Here is a 16,913-nt window from a genome sequence, read left to right on the forward strand (position 1 = left end):
ACTGACCCCGACATGACGATCGTGCTCGACCCCTCCGACCCCACCGGCGCGTCCGGCGACCCCTTGACCGCCGGGCTGAACCCCCAGCAGAAAGAGGCGGTCGAGTACCGCGGGCAGTCCCTGCTGATCGTGGCCGGCGCCGGCTCGGGCAAGACGAGCGTGCTGACCCGCCGCATCGCCGGGCTGATCGCGTCGCGCGAGGCCTGGCCGAGCCAGATCCTCGCCATCACGTTCACCAACAAGGCCGCCGCCGAGATGCGCGAGCGCGTCGCCCACCTCGTGGGTCAGGCCGGTGAGGGCATGTGGATCTCCACCTTCCACTCGGCGTGCGTGCGGATCCTCCGGCGCGAGGCCGAGCAGTTCGGGTTCACCAAGTCGTTCACCATCTACGACTCGGCCGACTCGCGCGCCCTGCTCAAGCGGATCCTCAAGCAGCTCGACGCCGACACCCTCGGATTCACCGTCAGCCAGGCATCCGGCAAGATCTCCAAGCTGAAGAACGAGCTGACCGACGTCGAGACCTACTCGCGCCAGGTCAACGCGGGCGACCCTCAGGACGTGATGTTCCTCGAGATCTTCCGTCAGTACACCCGAGAGCTCCAGCGCGCCAACGCCTTCGACTTCGACGACCTCATCGCGCAGACGGTCTTCCTGTTCCGCGCGTTCCCGCACGTGGCGGCCACGTACCAGCGTCGGTTCCGGCACATCCTCGTCGACGAGTACCAGGACACCAACCACGCCCAGTACGCCCTCATCCGCGAGCTGACCCGACCGGTCGACCCCGAGCTCGTCGACGAGCTCGAGCGCGGCGGGCAGTTCGTGCAGACGATGCGCGACGGCAGCGGGCGCATCCCCGGGGCGTCGCTCACGGTGGTCGGCGACTCCGACCAGTCGATCTACGCGTTCCGCGGGGCGGACATCCGCAACATCGTCGAGTTCGAGCGCGACTTCCCGAACTCGAAGGTGATCCTGCTCGAGCAGAACTACCGGTCGACCCAGAACATCCTCGACGCCGCCAACGCGGTCATCTCCAACAACTTCGACCGTCAGGCGAAGAACCTCTTCACGACCGTCGGGGCGGGCGAGAAGATCGTCGGGTTCACCGGCTACACCGGGCACGACGAGGCCCAGTTCGTCGCCGACGAGATCGCGTCGCTGCACGAGGCGGGCACGGCCTACAAAGACGTCGCCGTGTTCTACCGCACCAACTCGCAGACGCGCGCGCTCGAGGAGATCTTCATCCGCTCGGCCATCCCGTACCGCGTGCTGGGCGGCACCAAGTTCTACGAGCGGGCCGAGATCAAGGACGCCATGGCGTACCTCATCTCGGTGGCCAACCCGGCCGACCCGATGGCGCTGCGCCGCATCATGAACGTGCCGAAGCGCGGCATCGGACCGGCGACCGAGACGGCCCTGCAGCGCTGGGCCGACACCAACGCCCCCGATGCGCCGACCCCGCTGCGCGACGCCATGCGCAACGCCGACCAGCTGGGTCTCGGCCCCAAGGTGACGGGTGCGATCCGGGGCCTCGCCACGCTCCTCGACGAGGTCCAGGCGACGGCGGCGACCGCGCCCGTGCACGAGATCCTGACCGCGCTGATCGAGGGCAGCGGTCTGGTGGAGGTGCTGCGCGCCTCCCGCGATCCGCAAGACGAGGCGCGCGCCGAGAACATCGACGAGCTCGTGGCCGTCACGAAGGAGTTCCAGAAGAACAACCCCGACGGCACGCTGCTCGACTTCCTCACCGAGGTCACCCTGGTGGCCGCCGCCGACGACCTCGACGACACGAGCGGCACGGTCTCGCTGATGACCCTGCACACGGCGAAGGGCCTCGAGTACGAGGCGGTGTTCCTCACCGGCGTCGAAGAGGACCTCCTGCCGCACCGCATGTCGGCGAGCGAGCCGGGCGGACCGGCCGAAGAGCGGCGCCTGTTCTACGTCGGCATCACGCGGGCCCGTCAGAAGCTGTTCCTCTCCCTCGCCATGACGCGGGCCCAGTTCGGCGAGGTCAACGTGGCGATGCCGTCGCGCTATCTGCAAGAGATCCCCGTCGAGCTCATCGAGTGGAAGCAATCGCCCGGCATGGCGAACAGCCGCGGCGGCACGCAGCCGCGTGCGCTCAACGCGCGACGCGACGGCGCCGGCGGCGTGGGCGGCTTCGGAGGCACGCCCCGCGCCTCCGGGGGTTACGGCGGCGGCAGCTACGACCGGGCGACGGCTGCGGCGAAGACGCGACCGAAGACCGAGTGGGCGAATCGCGTCACCGGCACCGTCCGCGACAACGGCGACCTGGAGCTCGAGGCCGGCGACCGCATCTCGCACGTCGACTTCGGCGAGGGGCGCGTGATGGCCGTCACCGGCCAGGGCGCCCGCCGCATCGCCGAGGTCTCGTTCGACTCGGCCGGCCGCAAGAAGCTGCTGATCAAGGTCGCGCCGATCGAGAAGATCTAGCGCGACGGACGCGACGGACGCGAGGGATGCGTCCGCGCGGGCTGCCGGGCCAGGCACCGTGGCTCGCCGTGGTGCGATCGTGCCGTCCGGTGTTCGCGTGGTGGGCGATCGTCGGTGATGTCACGGATCGGCTGGGGCTCCTGGAGGGCGTCGGACGACCCTGATGCGGTGATCGCCGAGGACGAGGGCATCGCGGCTGACGATCCGCACCGGCTCGTGAGGTGTCAGCGCTCGTGCGGGGCCGCCGGCCGACTCGAGCACGGTGCCGTTGCCCGAGTCGAGATCATCGGCCCACACGGATCCGTCGGCTCGTGCGGCGACCCTCACGTGCCGACGTGACAGCGACCGGGTCGGATCGCTGATCGTCACGAGCGAATCGCCGTCGGGCGGCACGGTGGCCTCCGGCGCCGAGGAGGCGCGGGGTGGTCCCGACGATCGTCTCCCGATCACGATCGGTCTCCTTCCGACGGGGACGCGTCTGCCGTCGGGCAGCTCCAGATCGAGGTGCCGTGGACGCAGCAGCGTCGTGTCGAGGTCGTCGGCGAGAGGGGCGGTGGCGGCCGTCGGCGCCGGAGGTGGAGGTGGTGGTGGGGGTGGCGGGGGCGCGGCCGGGAGTGGGGGTGGCGCGGATGCGTCCGGGAGTGGGGGAGGCAGCGCGGGCAGAGGGGGCTGCGGGGCCGGCGGGAGCGCGGGTGCGGGCTCGTGGCATGCGGCGGGAGGCGGTGGGGCCGTGACCGGGGGGAGCGGCTCGGCGGGGAACCGGACCACCCTCGAGAGCCGGCCCTCCTCGCGCAGTCGCAGGATGGTGTCGGGGGTGATGGGTCGAGCGGGATCGGGAGGCGATCCGTGCCTCCTCGACGCCTTCCTCCGCGGCATGACAGCCCCTCTCTGTGGAAAACAAAACGGTCTACTGACCCTATGTGACATATTGGGTCCTGGCCACCCGCTCGGGGCGGCCCTGACCGAGAGAGATCACCCATGGCAAACGTCACCGTCACCTACGACGACCTCCGCACCCAGTCGACCCAGTTGCGTAACGGCCAGCGCGCCATCGAAGACCAGCTGGGTCAGCTGAAGGCGCAGATCGCGAACCTCGTCTCGTCGGGCTACGTCACCGACAAGTCGTCCAAGGCCTTCGAGTCGACCTACACCGACTTCACGACCGGTGCGACGACGACCATCGCCGCTCTCGAGGGGCTCGCCGGGTTCCTCGAGAGCGCGGCGAACGCCCTCGAGAGCACCGACGCGCAGCTCGCCAGCAGCCTCGGCTGACCCACCCACCACCGGTGGCCGTTCCGTCGTCGACGGGACGGCCACCCTGACGAGAGGAGGCCGCATGGCGCGGTCGAGCCTGACCGTTCGCGGCAGCACGCTCGAGGCGTTGTTCTCGAGTCTCAACAGCATCCGACGCGAGTTCGAGTCCGCGGACGGCTCCGCCGCCGACGCGGCTGATGCTTGCGGGCATGAGGCGCTCGCTCAGAGGGTGAGGTCGTTCGCGACCGAATGGAACGACGTGCGACGTGGTCTGGCCGAGTCTCTTGGCGACCTCGGGCGCTCGGCCGGCGCGGTGGCCGACGGCTTCTCCGACGTCGAGAAGCGACTGGCCGGCCAGCTGTCGGAGAGGGGCTGAGATGGCCGGGGTGTGGGTGGCGCCGAAGTCGGCCGTGACGGGGGACTCGGGACGGGTGCTGGTGATGGCGGAGCGCTTCCGGTCGACGGCGGAGTCGATCCGGAGCGCGGCGCGGTCCCTGCGGGCGTTGGACGACGGCGGATCGTCGAGCGACGCGGTCGACGCCTTCATGAAGAAGGCGGGGGAGCTGGCGGGGCAGTTGGGGCGCGCGGAAGGCCGGTACGAGGCGACGGGGTCGGCGCTGTCGGTGTACGCGGGGTCGTTGGAGTCGGCGCAGCAGTCGGCGGGGCGTGCGTTGCGCGAGTACGAGGTCGCGGTCGACGACGAGGAGGCGCACGAACGTCAGGCGCGTCAGTACCGCGGTCGGGCCCTGCTCGAGACGGATGACGAGTCGAAGCGGTACTTCGAGGATCAGGCTCGGCTGCACGAGGCGAAGAGCGACGACGCGCGGGCGAGGATGTCGTCGTACGGGCGCGTGGTCGACGAGGCCCACGAGGCGGTCGCGGCGGCGGCCGCTCTCGCGATCTCGCGGATCGACGACGCGACCGGCGACGGACTGCGCGACTCGGTCTTCGACGACATCGGCGGTGTCGCCGGGGTGGCGTACGAGGGGTTCCAAACGTGGATGGTGGAGAACGACACGTGGATCAGTCAGGTCTCCTTTCTTCTCGATGTCGTCGGTCTCGTCCTGACCGCGGGCGCCGTGATCTTCCCCGTCTTGGCACCGTTTGCGATCGCCGCGATGGTCGTCTCCCTGGCGTTGTCCGTCGCCCGGGCCGCGGCCGGGACAGGCACTCTGACCGCTGTGGCCCTCAATCTGTTCTCGGTCGTCACGTTCGGCATCGGTAAGGGGCTCGTGGTGAGTGCCCGTGCCGGAGCCAGAGGTGTCGCTGCGAACCGTGTGACGAATCTCGTCGGGCAGGGGTATTCGCCGCGATTCGCGACTCAGTGGGTCGGGCGTTCTCTAGAGCGGGCCCGGCCCACGATCGGTAGCCGGATCCTGTTGAAGTCCCTGGGCGACGTCGACGTTGCGCGGATCACGCATTTCTTGCGCGCCGGCCGGCCAGGTTGGTCTCCATCCGAGGCGGAGCAAGTGATGCAGATACTTCGGAAGCTCAAGTCCGTGCGAATCCTGGCTGCCGTCAACACTGCCAAGTCGAGCGCCGCGATCGTCGACACCCTGAGAACACCCGTTGCGACGACACCTCTGGGCCGCATGCGGACTGTTCAAAGGCGCATCGCGTGACGGAAAGCAAGGCCATGAGACGGCCCGCGCAGATGCGAATTTCCCGACGAGGAATGCCTTCCATGCGGCGTGGATTCGCTGGTCTTTTCTTCGGCGCATCAGCACTGATCTGCATGGGCACCTTTCTCGGCACGATGGCCGGGCTGTCCATCTACTCGATCGTGCTTCAGGCCAACGGGTCTGAAGCACCGACGGTGCAGGAATTGGTGCACTCAGGCGAGGCATGGCCTCCACTCGTCGTGCCGACAGTAACGATCTGGATGACGATTCCAGGTCTCGTCTTCGGTTCCGTCTACGCGATCGTCGTCAGACACGCGCGCGATTTCTTCTTCGAGCCGTGGTTCGTCACGTTCTTTCTGGCGCTCGACGCCTTCTTCGCCATCGAGTTCGCCCGGATCTTCCCGGACACCCCCGAGTGGCCTCGGGATTCGTTCTGGGCGGGTGTCATCCTGATCATCGCCGCCGTCCCCGTCGGGGTTCTCGCCGTTCAGCGGTTCGCCGCCGGTGTCGTCGGCTTCGTCCGTGACCAGGGGGAGGTGCGGCGTGCTCGACGTGGCGACTGACCACGAGCCTGCCGACCGGGAGGCGCGGTCCTACTCCCTCGTCGTCCCGCCCGGGTTCATCCGCATTCCCGGCGACGCGTCGACGGCGCCGGAGGAAGTCCTCGAGCAGCTGGCCTTCGAGGGGGAGGTGCCCGCGTCGACCGACGAGTTCGTGACCTTCTTGAACGAGGTCGAGAGCCACGATCCGCACCGGGTCGTCCAGGAGTCGTACGTCGCCGTGAGCGACGCCTTCGCCACGGATCTGCGATGCAGCTTCGTCGTGGCGCGGCTCCCGGTGAAGGACCCGACCCGCGGCGATCTCGACGCCCTGCTCCTGTCCCGTGTGCAACGAGGCGCCACCGCGATGTCCTTGGGAGGCGAACCCGCAGTCGTGTGGGAGTCAGACGCAGGTGACGTCCGAACGGTGGGCTCACGGCGAAGCCGCCTCCTCCGACGACGAACGGTGCTCGGACGCATCCGAGGCAGCCGTCTCGCCCTGATCGCGGTGTCGCTCACCGTGACGGCGCCCGCCCGGGACGAGCGACCCGACGACGACACCGTCGCCGCCGCGTTCGCCGAGCTCTTCGACGCCGTCGCGACGACCTTCCGCTGGATCGACGGGCAGGGGGCCGTCATCAGCGATCGGCCCACGACGTGACCGGGCGGCACGGCCGCCGGGGCCGATGCTCCGATTCCGGCAGAGCGGACTCGAGCCACGAAACCACCCACCACAACACAGAGAGACGACGATGAACGAGACGACTACCCCCGATGCGGCTCCGATCCCGCCCGGGACCGCTGACGTGATGATGGGTTACGACCCCGACCTCTGGGTGGCGCTGCCGACAGGCTGGCCCTTCAAGGGGCACGATTCGGCGACGACCTGGGTCGAGCTGACGCTCGGTGACATCTGCTCGCGCTCGCCCAGCATCACGCGCAGTCGCCGCCGGCATGCGCGGGCCGTGCTCGACTACCTGGCTCGATGGCCGTCCGAGGGGGAATCACGATTCCTCCTCGCCCCGAACCTCGACGAGCTGACGGCGATCCTCCGCGTCCAGTACGCCTGGTGCGAGGGCGAGCGCGAGTCGATGCTCCGCCAGCTCGTGCTGGCCAGCGACCAGGACGCGGTCGAGCCGCCCGCCCTCGAGCGCTTCGCCTCCGAGGGACTCGGCGACGGCTGGCGAGGGGTCCGCTACAGCGACACCGACGGAGTCCTCGAAGCGACCGCCGTCTACGCGTTCCGCTCGGAACCGTACGACCTCCGGATCAGCTGCCACGTCGGCCCGCCCGAGCTCGTCCCCGTCCTGATGCCGATCGTGGACGCGTTCGTCCACGGCACGAGCGTGGTGCCGGCCGAATGAGAGTCGGTGCCACGGTCAGGCACGAACCGTCGCACCGCACCGCCGACTTCGTCTGGGAGGTCGAGCCGACGACCACCCTCGGCGACGTCGTCGACCACGCCGCGGCACGGCTCGGCGTCCGAGACGACGTTCGTCGTCACGTCGCCGTCGACGGACGGTACGTCGACCCGGGCTCCACCGTCGCCGATGCCGCGTTCGTCGACGGATCCGTGATCAGCTTCGGATCACCGCCCAGCATTCCGGCGCCGCCCGACGACCTGCCCACGGTGAGGATCATCGGCGGACCCGGCGCCGGCACGATCTTCGTGCTCGACCCCGGGATCGCCGTGATCGGGAGTGGAGGAGGCGCGACGATCGTCCTCGACGACCCCCACGTGCCTCCTCTGGCCGCCGCCCTCACCTTCGACGGGGCAGGCCGGTTCGTGATCGAACCGGCCGTCGGGCCCGACCACGACCTCGTCACGGGCAGCCGGACCGACGGCCTGACCGACGTGCTCGTCGACCGCCGGCGCATCACCACCGCCACCCCCGTCGACGACGACTCGGTCATCACCATCGGCGGCACGCTCCTCGCCGTCACGAGCCGCGGGGGGCCTCTGGCCGCCACGACCGTCGCCGACGACGGGGGCCTCCTCGACTACGCCCGGCCACCGCGCCTCCTGCCCGACGAGCCCCCGTCGGCGTTCCGCTACCCGCCGGAACCGCAGCCGCCCGCTCGACGGCCGCTCCCCATCGTCGCCGCCATCGCGCCTCTCGTCATGGCCGTCGTCATGGTGTCGGTCTTCGACAGCATGGGGTTCCTCGCCTTCGGCCTCATGTCGCCGGTCGTCCTGATCGGCAACTACCTGTACGACCGGCGCAACGGCCGGATCTCGCACCGGCGACGCCTCGCCGACCACGAGGAGACCACGGCGGCCGTCGCCGCCGACGCGGCCGTCGCCGTCCGCGAGATCGAAGCCCGCCGACGGGCCAGCAGCCCCGATCCCGCCGCCCTGCTCGACATCGCGATGCGACGCCGTGCCCGCCTCTGGGAGCGTCGACGCGCCCACGACGACCACCTCGCCGTGCGGATCGGCACCGCCGACGTACCGTCCGGAGTCACGGTCGAGGACCCCGCCGAACTCGAGCACCGCCGCGTCGTCGCCCGTGCGGCCCTCGACGTGCCCGTCTGCGTGACTCTCACCGAGCACGGCGTCGTGGGCCTCGCCGGCCGCACCGCCGACACGCGTTCACTCGCCACCTGGCTCGTCGCCCAGCTCTGCGTGCTGCAGAGCCCTCGGGACGTCGAGATCGTGGTGCTCACCGACCCCGACGGGGTCGACAGCTGGTCGTGGCTGCGCTGGGTCCCGCACGCCCGCGGCGGCGAGAGCGCCGACCGCACCGTGCGGGTCGGCGTCGACGCCGCCACGGTCGCCCGCCGACTGGCCGAGCTGGGCAGGCTCGTCGACGCACGCGAGCGCGCCGTCCGAGAGAGCCCCGGCCACGACGTGACCACGGGGCCGGACATCGTCGTGGTCGTCGACGGGGCCCGCCGCCTCCGCACCCTGCCCGGGCTCGTCCCCCTCGTCCGAGACGGCCCCGCCGTGGGCGTCTACGCCATCTGCCTCGATGCGGACGCTCGCTCGCTCCCCGAGGAGTGCCTGGCCGTCGTCACCTGCGGGCGCTCGAGCCACACCGTCGCGGTCGATCGGTCGACCGGCGTCCAGAGCGTCCGGGCGGACCTCCTCCCTGCCGGCTGGCACGACGCGGTGGCCCGGGGCCTCTCCCCCTTGGTCGACGTCGGCGAGGAGGACGATGCGGCGGGCCTGCCGACTCGTTCGCGCCTCCTCGACGTCCTCGACCTGGACACCCCCACCGCCGCGTCGATCCGGGCTCGCTGGAACGTCACCTCTCCCACCACCGGCGTCGTCATCGGGCACGGCCTCGACGGTGCGTTCTCGTTCGACCTCCGAGTCGACGGCCCGCACGGTCTGGTGGCGGGCACCACGGGATCGGGCAAGTCGGAGCTCCTGCAGAGCATCGTCGCCTCGCTGGCGTCGTCGAACACTCCTGACGCCATGACCTTCGTCCTCATCGACTACAAGGGAGGCGCGGCATTCCGCGACCTGGCGGCCCTGCCGCACACCGTGGGCGTCGTGACCGATCTCGACCCCCACCTCGTCGAGCGCGCACTCGACTCGCTCGGCGCGGAGCTGCGCCGCCGGGAGCACCTCCTCGCGGACGCCGGCGCCAAGGACATCGAGGACTACCTCGACCCCGGCCACGGCTCGACGACGGCGCCGACACTGCCCCGTCTCGTGATCGTCATCGACGAGTTCGCCAGCCTCGCCCGCGAACTGCCCGACTTCGTGACCGGCCTGGTGAACATCGCCCAACGGGGGCGTTCTCTCGGCATCCACCTCATCCTCGCCACGCAACGCCCCACCGGCGTCGTCACGGGAGACATCCGCGCGAACACGAACCTGCGCATCGCCCTCCGGGTGACCGACGCCGCCGAGAGCACCGACGTGATCGACGCCTCCGACGCGGCCGGGATCTCGAAGGCGAACCCGGGCCGGGCCTTCGCCCGCCTCGGCGCCGGCGCCCTCCTGCCGTTCCAGGCGGGCCGCGTCGGGGGACGTGCACCGGGCGCCGTCGCGCCCGTGGCACGCCGGCTGTGGGGTGCCGTCGTCGAGACGGGCTCGCTCGGCCACCCGCCACCCGGACCTCCCGAGGAGGCGCGGGTCGACCGCGCCGACGAGACCGACCTCGTGCAGCTGGTCGCCGCCATCGCCGCGGCCGAGGTCGATCGGGGAGGAGCCCCGCCGCACCGCCCCTGGCTCGACGCCCTGCCGGACGCGGTGACCCTCGAGGAGATCCGCCGCCAGGGTCTCGACACAGGCGGACCACGGGCCACGGCGGACGAGCCGGGTGCGCTCGCCCCGCTGCTCTTCGGTCTCGAGGACCACCCCGACCGGCAGTCGCGCGCCGCGGCCGTCCTCGACCTGGACCTCGACGGGCACCTGTTCATCGCCGGTTCGGCGCGGAGCGGGCGCTCGCAGGCGCTCCGGGCGCTCGCGGCGTCCATCGCGAGCGGCACCTCGGCGGCCGACGTGCACCTCTACGGGCTCGATTGCGGCAGCGGAGCGCTGCTGCCGCTCGTCCAGCTGCCTCATGCCGGCGCCGTGGTCCAACGGACCGAGATCGAGCGGACGCGCCGTCTGCTCGCCCGACTCGTCCGGGAGTGCCACCGTCGTCAGGAGATCCTCGCGTCCGGCGGTCACGCCGGGGTCGTCGAACAACGACGCGGTGCGGCGGTCGCCGAACGCCTGCCGCATCTCGTGCTGCTGATCGACCGATGGGAGGGGTTCGTCTCCGCCCTGGGGGAGCTCGACGGCGGTCACCTCGTCGATCAGGTGACCTCCCTGCTCCGAGAGGGAGCGAGCGTCGGACTCCATCTCGTCGTCACCGGCGACCGCCAGCTCATCACCGGCCGCTTCTCGACCCTCGTGGACCGCAAGGTCATCTTGCGCCTGGCCGATCGCTCGGACTACGCGCTGGCCGGCCTCGACCCCCGGAGAGTGCCCGACGACGTCTCGGACGGGCGGGCCTTCGTCGCCGACTCGGGGGTGGAGCTGCAGATCGCGCTCATCGGGCCGGACGCGTCGGGCCGGGCTCAGGCCGCCGACCTCGCGAGACTCGGCGCCGCCGCCTCCGAGCACGACGCCGGTCTCGCCTCCGCGCGTCGGCCGTTCCGGCTCGACCGCCTGGACGGCCCACTCGGCTTCGATGACGCCTGGGCGCGGAGGCGCGTGACCGGCACGGGAGGACTCTTCGCCCTCGTGGGCGTCGGGGGAGACGAGCTCACGGCCGTCGGCCCCGACCTGGCCGACGGCTCGGGCACGTTCATGATCGGCGGACCCGGTCGGAGCGGACGCAGCACGCTCCTGCTCAGCATCATCAGGTCGCTCGTCGCGGTCGACGCGGAGGTGGTCGTGATGGCGCCGCGAGCATCGCCCCTGCGCCGTCTCGACGGCGCTCACGGGGTCCTGACCGTGCTGACCGGAGCGAGGCCCACCGAGGCCGACGTCGCGCCGTGGTTCGACGACGGGCCCGGCAGGCGCGTGCTCGTCATCGACGACGCCGACCTCCTCCGCGACGCTCCGGTGTCGACCTGGCTGTCGAGATTCGTCACATCATGCTCCGATCGTGGTCAGGGTCTGGTCGTGGCGGGGTCGTCGGCCGAGCTGGCGACGGGGTTCGGGGGCTGGGTGGCGGACATCCGGCGCAATCGGTGCGGCGCCGTGCTGAGCCCGCAGTCGGCGGTCGACGGCGACGTCGTCGGTGCGGCCCTGCCGAAGAGCTCGCTCTCGAGTGCGCGCCGACTCGGCATCGCTCACGTGAACGTCGGGGCGGGTGAGGTGGTCCAGGTCCGCGTGCCGTTCGGCTGAGACCGGTGCGAGCGGGAGGGCGGCGGCCCGCCCGCCCGCACCTCGGTTCACCGCACGTCGGGAAGGCCGGGCGTCTCGGGAGCCTCGAGCGCGGCCGCCGCGCGTCGGCGGACGAGCCCCACACCGAGCGCTCCGAGGACCAGCGCCAGTCCGGTGCCGACCACTCCCGCGGCGATCCCCGCCGTGCGGGCGCCGTCCGCGCCTCCCGTGAAGGCCAGGGCCGCCGGAACCGTCGGCTCCGGCTCCGGCTCGGAAGCCGTGGGCACCTCGGGGACCTCGGGCACCTCCGGCTCGACGGCGACGACCATCTCCGTCTCGTGCACCAGGGAGTCCTCGAAGGCGGGGATCACCTGGACCTCCGACTCGTCCGGCTCCGAACCCGCGGACGAGAAGACGAACACGTGCCGGCCCGGTCGCTCGACCGTCACGCACGGCGACTCCACTCGGCCGTCGCCGTCGACCGTGGTCGTGACCCGGCCGGCCACGAGCGAGGGGTCCAGGTCGGCGATCGGTCCGAGGTCGTCGCCCTCGACGAGCACCTGGTCGATCGGGAACGGCCCCACGAGGATCGACTCGACCTCGAAGGGCGCCGACGCGGGGTTGGTGCCCGTGGTCACGAGGGCGTCGCTGACGCAGGTGCCGGTCATCACCTCCTGCGGTCCGACGACCGCCGTCTCGATGGTGGGAGCCCACGGGACGAACGTGGTCTCGGTGGCAGTCCCGAACGCGGACCGCCAGGCCCGGAGCCGGTCACCGCCCAGCTCCTCGGGGGTGTCGGCGGGGTCGATCGACTCCACCCAGGTGTAGTAGCCACCCGCCGGGAGCTCGCATCCGGGGGTGTCGTACTCGCCGGGGCCCTCGGTCGCGACGACCTCGACCTCGCACACCACCGGTGCGTCCTCCGGCCACTCGTCCGACTCGACGACGGGAGCGTCGAACGGCCCGAGCAGCGAGCTCCGCACCGTGACCGGCACGGGAGCCCATCGGCCTCCCGCCGAATGACGGCCCCATTCGGACAGGAGCCCGTCACCGGGTGCGACCCCGAGGGTGAGGTGGTCGGTGACGACGGCACCGGGCTCGGCGACGGCGTCGCTCGCGACCGTCGCGACCGTCGGCTGGAACGGGAGCGGGGACCGCGACTCGGTGCTCGCGCTGCCGGCGGCGGTGACCGACGTGCCGCCCGAGAAGAGGATCATCTGCGAGCCGGCGGCGCTGCTGCCCACCGTGATGATGCGTCCGTAGGGCAGGCCGGTGAACTCGGCCTTCGCCTTCGCCTTGACCGTGACCACGGGGTCCACGCCCGTCGCGCGGAAGGCGATCGCCTCCCCGTTGCGAGGCGTCGCCGTCGCACGGCCGTCCTCGAAGACGGCGCCCTCGAGCGTGACCGTGCCCCGGTGGGCGGGGTCCAGCTTCGTGGGTCCGTCCGCGACGCGGTCCACGGTCAGGTCGGCGCGGACGAGACCCGTGCCGTCGTCCCGCAGATAGAGCGCCGCCGAACCGGACACCGAGCGCGAGGCCGTCGCCGTGGCCTCGGCCAGCATCTCGTTGGCGCGGCGCAGCACGACCGGCCACTGGTCGTTGGCGCGTCCGGCGTAGTACCGCTGGTCGTGGCCGTTGAGGCCGGTGATCGTCCAGACCGCGAGCTGCCCGGCGGCCGCCGTGTTCGGATCGTTCGTGCCGGCCCAGGTCCGCGCGATGTAGGCGAGTCGCGCGTGGTCCGCCGTCGAGACGCCGAACACGTCGGCGCCGGTGCGGGTGTCGTACTCGTTGCCCACGGGTGACGATTTGCCCGCCTCGAGGCAGAATGCCTGGCGACCGTCGGGCAAGCGGTACGTGCCGAGCCAGGAGACCCCGTCGCCGTTCCAGAGATGGCCCGTCCCCTTGCCCGTGGGGGTGATGGCGACGGCGGGCGCCGCCGCCAGGAGGATGGCGGCCACCGTGCAGAGGACGAGGAGCAGGGCGGTCAGGATGCGTGATCTGGGGGGCCTCAGGAGGCCGTTCGTCGATGTCATGGGACGACGATGGCGGGAGGGTCCCGCGGTCGTGACCCGTGCCTCCTCGGCCTGTGGATCACTCGGAGCTCAGCACCCCGGTGGAGGATGCCGGGACCGGGGGTGTGGAACGGGCGATGCCCCCGTCGCGCAGCGGCGACGGGGGCATCGGCGAGGTGCGGGAGGCGCTACTCGGTCTCGTCGAGATCGATGTCCTCGCCGGCCAGGTCGTTCTCGGCGGACTCGGGTGCGCCCTCACGGGGTGCGCCGCCGGTCGGGCCGTCGTTGCCCTGGCCGACTCCGGGGAAGACCGTCTCGCCCGCGACGGCGTCGTTGGTCGCGATCTGCTCGGATTCGGCGAACTCGTCGGCCTGGTCGTACGGCTGGTCTCCCGACGATGCGGGGGTGTTGGTGTCGCTCATGAGGTGTCCTCTCGAGATGGGGAAAGGGTGGTCGGTCGGATCAGGCCAGGCCGAGCTGCTGCTGCAGGCCGGCTTCGTCGGTGGCGCCCCAGCGCTCGACCAGCAGGCCGTCGTCGTCGAAGCGGCCGACCTGGATGCCGCGCACGGTGAAGGACTTGCCGGTGGGCTCGTGTCCCTGGAACGGGCCGGTGTGCGTGCCCGAGATCGTGAAGACCGCGGTCACGTGGTCGTCGTCCGCGACGAGGGTCTCGACGGCGAGGTCGACGTCGGGGAAGGCCGTGAAGAACTCCGACCAGAAGGCCTTGATGCCCTCGACCCCGGCAGGAGCGTCGGGGGCGGGATCGTGGTCGACGACGTCGGCGTGGAACCCCTCGCCGAGGCGGTCCACTTCACGAGCCGTGAGGATCTGACCGATCAGCTCCTGGGTCTTGAGGTTGTTCTCTTTCGACATGTCTGTCTCCGTTCGCGTCTGTCGGGGTGGTCTCTCGTCTACTCCTCCCCAGGTCGCGGAACGGGCCTCTGCTCACAGGTCGCATGACGGTTGACGTACCCCGCAGGGGGCCGCGCTAGGCTGGCCGCGGCCCGTCGTCACGACGTCGAGATGGTTCGGATCGGCGGCGACGCGGCCCCAGCCGACACGTCGGCACGACCGAGCGAAGCAATGGCGCAGCGATGCGGATTGGAAGAACAGCGTGGATCTTTTCGAGTACCAGGCCAGAGACCTGTTCGAGCAGTACGGCGTCCCCGTGCTGCCGGGGATCGTGGCCGACACCCCTGAGGAGGCGCGGGCCGCGTCCGAGAAGCTCGGTGGCGTCACCGTCGTCAAGGCCCAGGTCAAGGTGGGCGGTCGAGGCAAGGCCGGCGGAGTCAAGGTGGCCAAGACCCCGGACGACGCCGAGGCCGCCGCGAAGGACATCCTCGGGCTCGACATCAAGGGCCACGTCGTCAAGCGCGTCATGATCGCCGGTGGTGCGCAGATCGCCCAGGAGTTCTACTTCTCGGTGCTGCTCGACCGCGCCAACCGCTCGTACCTCTCGCTCTGCAGCGTCGAGGGCGGCATGGAGATCGAGCAGCTCGCCGTCGAGAAGCCCGACGCCCTGGCCCGCATCGAGGTCGACCCCCGCTCGGGCATCGATCTCGCGAAGGCGACCGAGATCGCGACCGCCGGCGGGTTCCCCGCCGAGCTGGTCGAGAAGGTCGCCCCTGTGCTCGTCAAGCTCTACGACGTCTACAAGGGCGAGGACGCGACCCTCGTCGAGGTCAACCCGCTGGTCCTGACCGAGCAGGGCGACATCGTCGCCCTCGACGGCAAGGTCTCGATCGACGAGAACGCCGACTTCCGCCACCCCGGCCACGCCGACCTCGAAGACGCCGACGCGGCCGACCCGCTCGAGGCGAAGGCCAAGGCCGCAGGCCTCAACTACGTCAAGCTCGACGGCGAGGTCGGCATCATCGGCAACGGCGCGGGCCTGGTCATGTCGACCCTCGACGTCGTCGCCTACGCCGGCGAGGCCCACGGCGGCGTCAAGCCCGCGAACTTCCTCGACATCGGCGGCGGAGCGAGCGCCGAGGTCATGGCCAACGGCCTCGACGTCATCCTCGGCGACGCGCAGGTCAAGAGCGTGTTCGTCAACGTCTTCGGCGGCATCACCGCGTGCGACGCCGTGGCCAACGGCATCGTCGCCGCACTCGGCATCCTCGGCGACACCGCGACCAAGCCGCTCGTGGTGCGCCTCGACGGCAACAACGTCGACGAGGGTCGACGCATCCTGGCGGAGGCGGCCCACCCGCTGGTCACCGTCGTGGCGACCATGGACGAGGCAGCCGACAAGGCCGCCGAGCTGGCCTCGAAGTAAGGACTGAACAGAACAATGTCGATCTTCCTCAACAAAGACAGCAAGGTCATCGTCCAGGGCATCACCGGCGGTGAGGGCACCAAGCACACCGCCCTCATGCTCAAGGCCGGAACCCAGGTCGTCGGCGGCGTCAACGCGCGCAAGGCCGGCACCACGGTCACGCACGGCGACGTCGAGCTGCCCGTCTTCGGAACCGTCGCGGAGGCCGTCGCCGAGACGGGCGCCGACGTCTCCATCGTCTTCGTCCCGCCGGCCTTCGCCAAGGACGCCGTCGTCGAGGCCATCGAGGCCGCCGTCCCCCTCGTCGTCGTCATCACCGAGGGCATCCCCGTGCAGGACAGCGCCGAGTTCTGGGCGCTCGCGAAGTCGAAGGGCGGCGCGACCCGCATCATCGGCCCGAACTGCCCCGGCATCATCACGCCCGGCGAATCGCTCGTCGGCATCACCCCCGCGTCGATCTCGGGATCGGGCCCGATCGGCCTCGTCTCGAAGTCGGGCACCCTGACCTACCAGATGATGTTCGAGCTGCGCGACCTCGGCTTCTCGACCGCCATCGGCATCGGCGGCGACCCCGTCATCGGCACCACGCACATCGACGCCCTCGAGGCCTTCGAGGCCGACCCCGACACGAAGGCGATCGTCATGATCGGCGAGATCGGCGGCGACGCCGAAGAGCGTGCGGCGGACTACATCAAGGCCCACGTCACGAAGCCGGTCGTCGGCTACGTCGCCGGCTTCACCGCACCCGAAGGCAAGACCATGGGCCACGCCGGCGCCATCGTCTCCGGCTCGGCCGGCACCGCGCAGGCCAAGAAGGAGGCCCTCGAGGCGGCCGGCGTCAAGGTCGGCAAGACGCCGAGCGAGACGGCCGCGCTGCTCCGCGAGGTCTACGCGGCGCTGTAGAGCCGACCCGCGCCTCCTGAACGGGCGTGTTCGTCGAGACCGGGCGGTCGTCACCGCCCGCGACCGACGAGCACGCCCGTT

14 protein-coding genes are annotated in these 16,913 nt (G+C 71.0%); 10 read left to right on the forward strand and 4 right to left on the reverse strand.

The features are described from left to right. Window positions 1–12 precede the first annotated feature (12 nt). Window positions 13–2,451, forward strand: a complete 2,439-nt coding sequence (locus FFA01_RS04600) for an ATP-dependent helicase (protein ID WP_146853428.1) — start codon at window positions 13–15, stop codon at window positions 2,449–2,451. A 120-nt stretch (window positions 2,452–2,571) separates the two neighbouring features. Here the strand turns inward: FFA01_RS04600 and FFA01_RS16090 are convergent, their stop codons facing one another. Beyond that, on the reverse strand, window positions 2,572–2,901 hold the full coding sequence (locus FFA01_RS16090; protein WP_182501158.1) for an FHA domain-containing protein: 330 nt from the start codon (window positions 2,899–2,901) through the stop codon (window positions 2,572–2,574). 528 nt (window positions 2,902–3,429) lie between these two features. Here FFA01_RS16090 and FFA01_RS04610 point away from each other — a divergent pair. The 7 genes from FFA01_RS04610 to FFA01_RS04640 all read left to right on the forward strand — a co-directional run bounded on the left by FFA01_RS04610 (window position 3,430) and on the right by FFA01_RS04640 (window position 11,660). After that, window positions 3,430–3,723 (forward strand): WXG100 family type VII secretion target, encoded by a 294-nt coding sequence (locus tag FFA01_RS04610; protein WP_146853432.1) that lies wholly within the window; start codon window positions 3,430–3,432, stop codon window positions 3,721–3,723. Window positions 3,724–3,787: 64 nt separating this feature from the next. Continuing rightward, window positions 3,788–4,081 (forward strand): hypothetical protein, encoded by a 294-nt coding sequence (locus FFA01_RS04615; RefSeq protein WP_146853434.1) that lies wholly within the window; start codon window positions 3,788–3,790, stop codon window positions 4,079–4,081. A gap of 1 nt (window position 4,082) precedes the next feature. Continuing rightward, on the forward strand, window positions 4,083–5,327 hold the full coding sequence (locus FFA01_RS04620) for a putative T7SS-secreted protein (protein ID WP_146853436.1): 1,245 nt from the start codon (window positions 4,083–4,085) through the stop codon (window positions 5,325–5,327). Continuing rightward, window positions 5,324–5,890 carry a hypothetical protein gene (locus FFA01_RS04625; protein WP_146853438.1) on the forward strand — a complete coding sequence of 189 codons (567 nt, stop codon included), beginning with the start codon at window positions 5,324–5,326 and terminating at the stop codon, window positions 5,888–5,890. Before FFA01_RS04620 ends, FFA01_RS04625 begins: the two co-directional genes overlap by 4 nt. After that, window positions 5,880–6,527, forward strand: a complete 648-nt coding sequence (locus FFA01_RS04630) for a hypothetical protein (protein ID WP_146853440.1) — start codon at window positions 5,880–5,882, stop codon at window positions 6,525–6,527. Before FFA01_RS04625 ends, FFA01_RS04630 begins: the two co-directional genes overlap by 11 nt. Window positions 6,528–6,618: 91 nt before the next feature. Further along, on the forward strand, window positions 6,619–7,230 hold the full coding sequence (locus FFA01_RS04635) for a hypothetical protein (RefSeq protein WP_146853442.1): 612 nt from the start codon (window positions 6,619–6,621) through the stop codon (window positions 7,228–7,230). Then, window positions 7,227–11,660 (forward strand): type VII secretion EssC family protein, encoded by a 4,434-nt coding sequence (locus FFA01_RS04640; protein WP_146853444.1) that lies wholly within the window; start codon window positions 7,227–7,229, stop codon window positions 11,658–11,660. The genes FFA01_RS04635 and FFA01_RS04640 overlap by 4 nt, the downstream gene beginning before the upstream one ends. Before the next feature lie 47 nt (window positions 11,661–11,707). Here FFA01_RS04640 and FFA01_RS04645 read toward each other — a convergent pair whose 3' ends face one another. The 3 genes from FFA01_RS04645 to FFA01_RS04655 all read right to left on the reverse strand — a co-directional run bounded on the left by FFA01_RS04645 (window position 11,708) and on the right by FFA01_RS04655 (window position 14,524). Further along, window positions 11,708–13,672, reverse strand: a complete 1,965-nt coding sequence (locus FFA01_RS04645) for a thioester domain-containing protein (RefSeq protein ID WP_146853446.1) — start codon at window positions 13,670–13,672, stop codon at window positions 11,708–11,710. Window positions 13,673–13,839: 167 nt separating this feature from the next. After that, a complete protein-coding gene (locus FFA01_RS04650) occupies window positions 13,840–14,073 on the reverse strand; it encodes a hypothetical protein (RefSeq protein ID WP_146853448.1) in 234 nt (77 codons plus the stop codon). A gap of 40 nt (window positions 14,074–14,113) precedes the next feature. After that, complete coding sequence (locus FFA01_RS04655) at window positions 14,114–14,524, reverse strand: ester cyclase (RefSeq protein WP_146853450.1); 411 nt, start codon at window positions 14,522–14,524, stop codon at window positions 14,114–14,116. A 241-nt stretch (window positions 14,525–14,765) separates the two neighbouring features. Here FFA01_RS04655 and sucC point away from each other — a divergent pair, with 241 nt between their 5' ends. Continuing rightward, on the forward strand, window positions 14,766–15,929 hold the full coding sequence (gene sucC, locus FFA01_RS04660) for an ADP-forming succinate--CoA ligase subunit beta (RefSeq protein ID WP_146853452.1): 1,164 nt from the start codon (window positions 14,766–14,768) through the stop codon (window positions 15,927–15,929). A 15-nt stretch (window positions 15,930–15,944) separates the two neighbouring features. After that, window positions 15,945–16,832 carry a succinate--CoA ligase subunit alpha gene (gene sucD / locus FFA01_RS04665; protein ID WP_146853454.1) on the forward strand — a complete coding sequence of 296 codons (888 nt, stop codon included), beginning with the start codon at window positions 15,945–15,947 and terminating at the stop codon, window positions 16,830–16,832. The last annotated feature ends 81 nt before the right edge of the window (window positions 16,833–16,913 follow it).

Origin of the sequence: Frigoribacterium faeni, assembly GCF_007988805.1 — a bacterium.
Taxonomy (GTDB): Bacteria; Actinomycetota; Actinomycetes; order Actinomycetales; family Microbacteriaceae; genus Frigoribacterium; species Frigoribacterium faeni.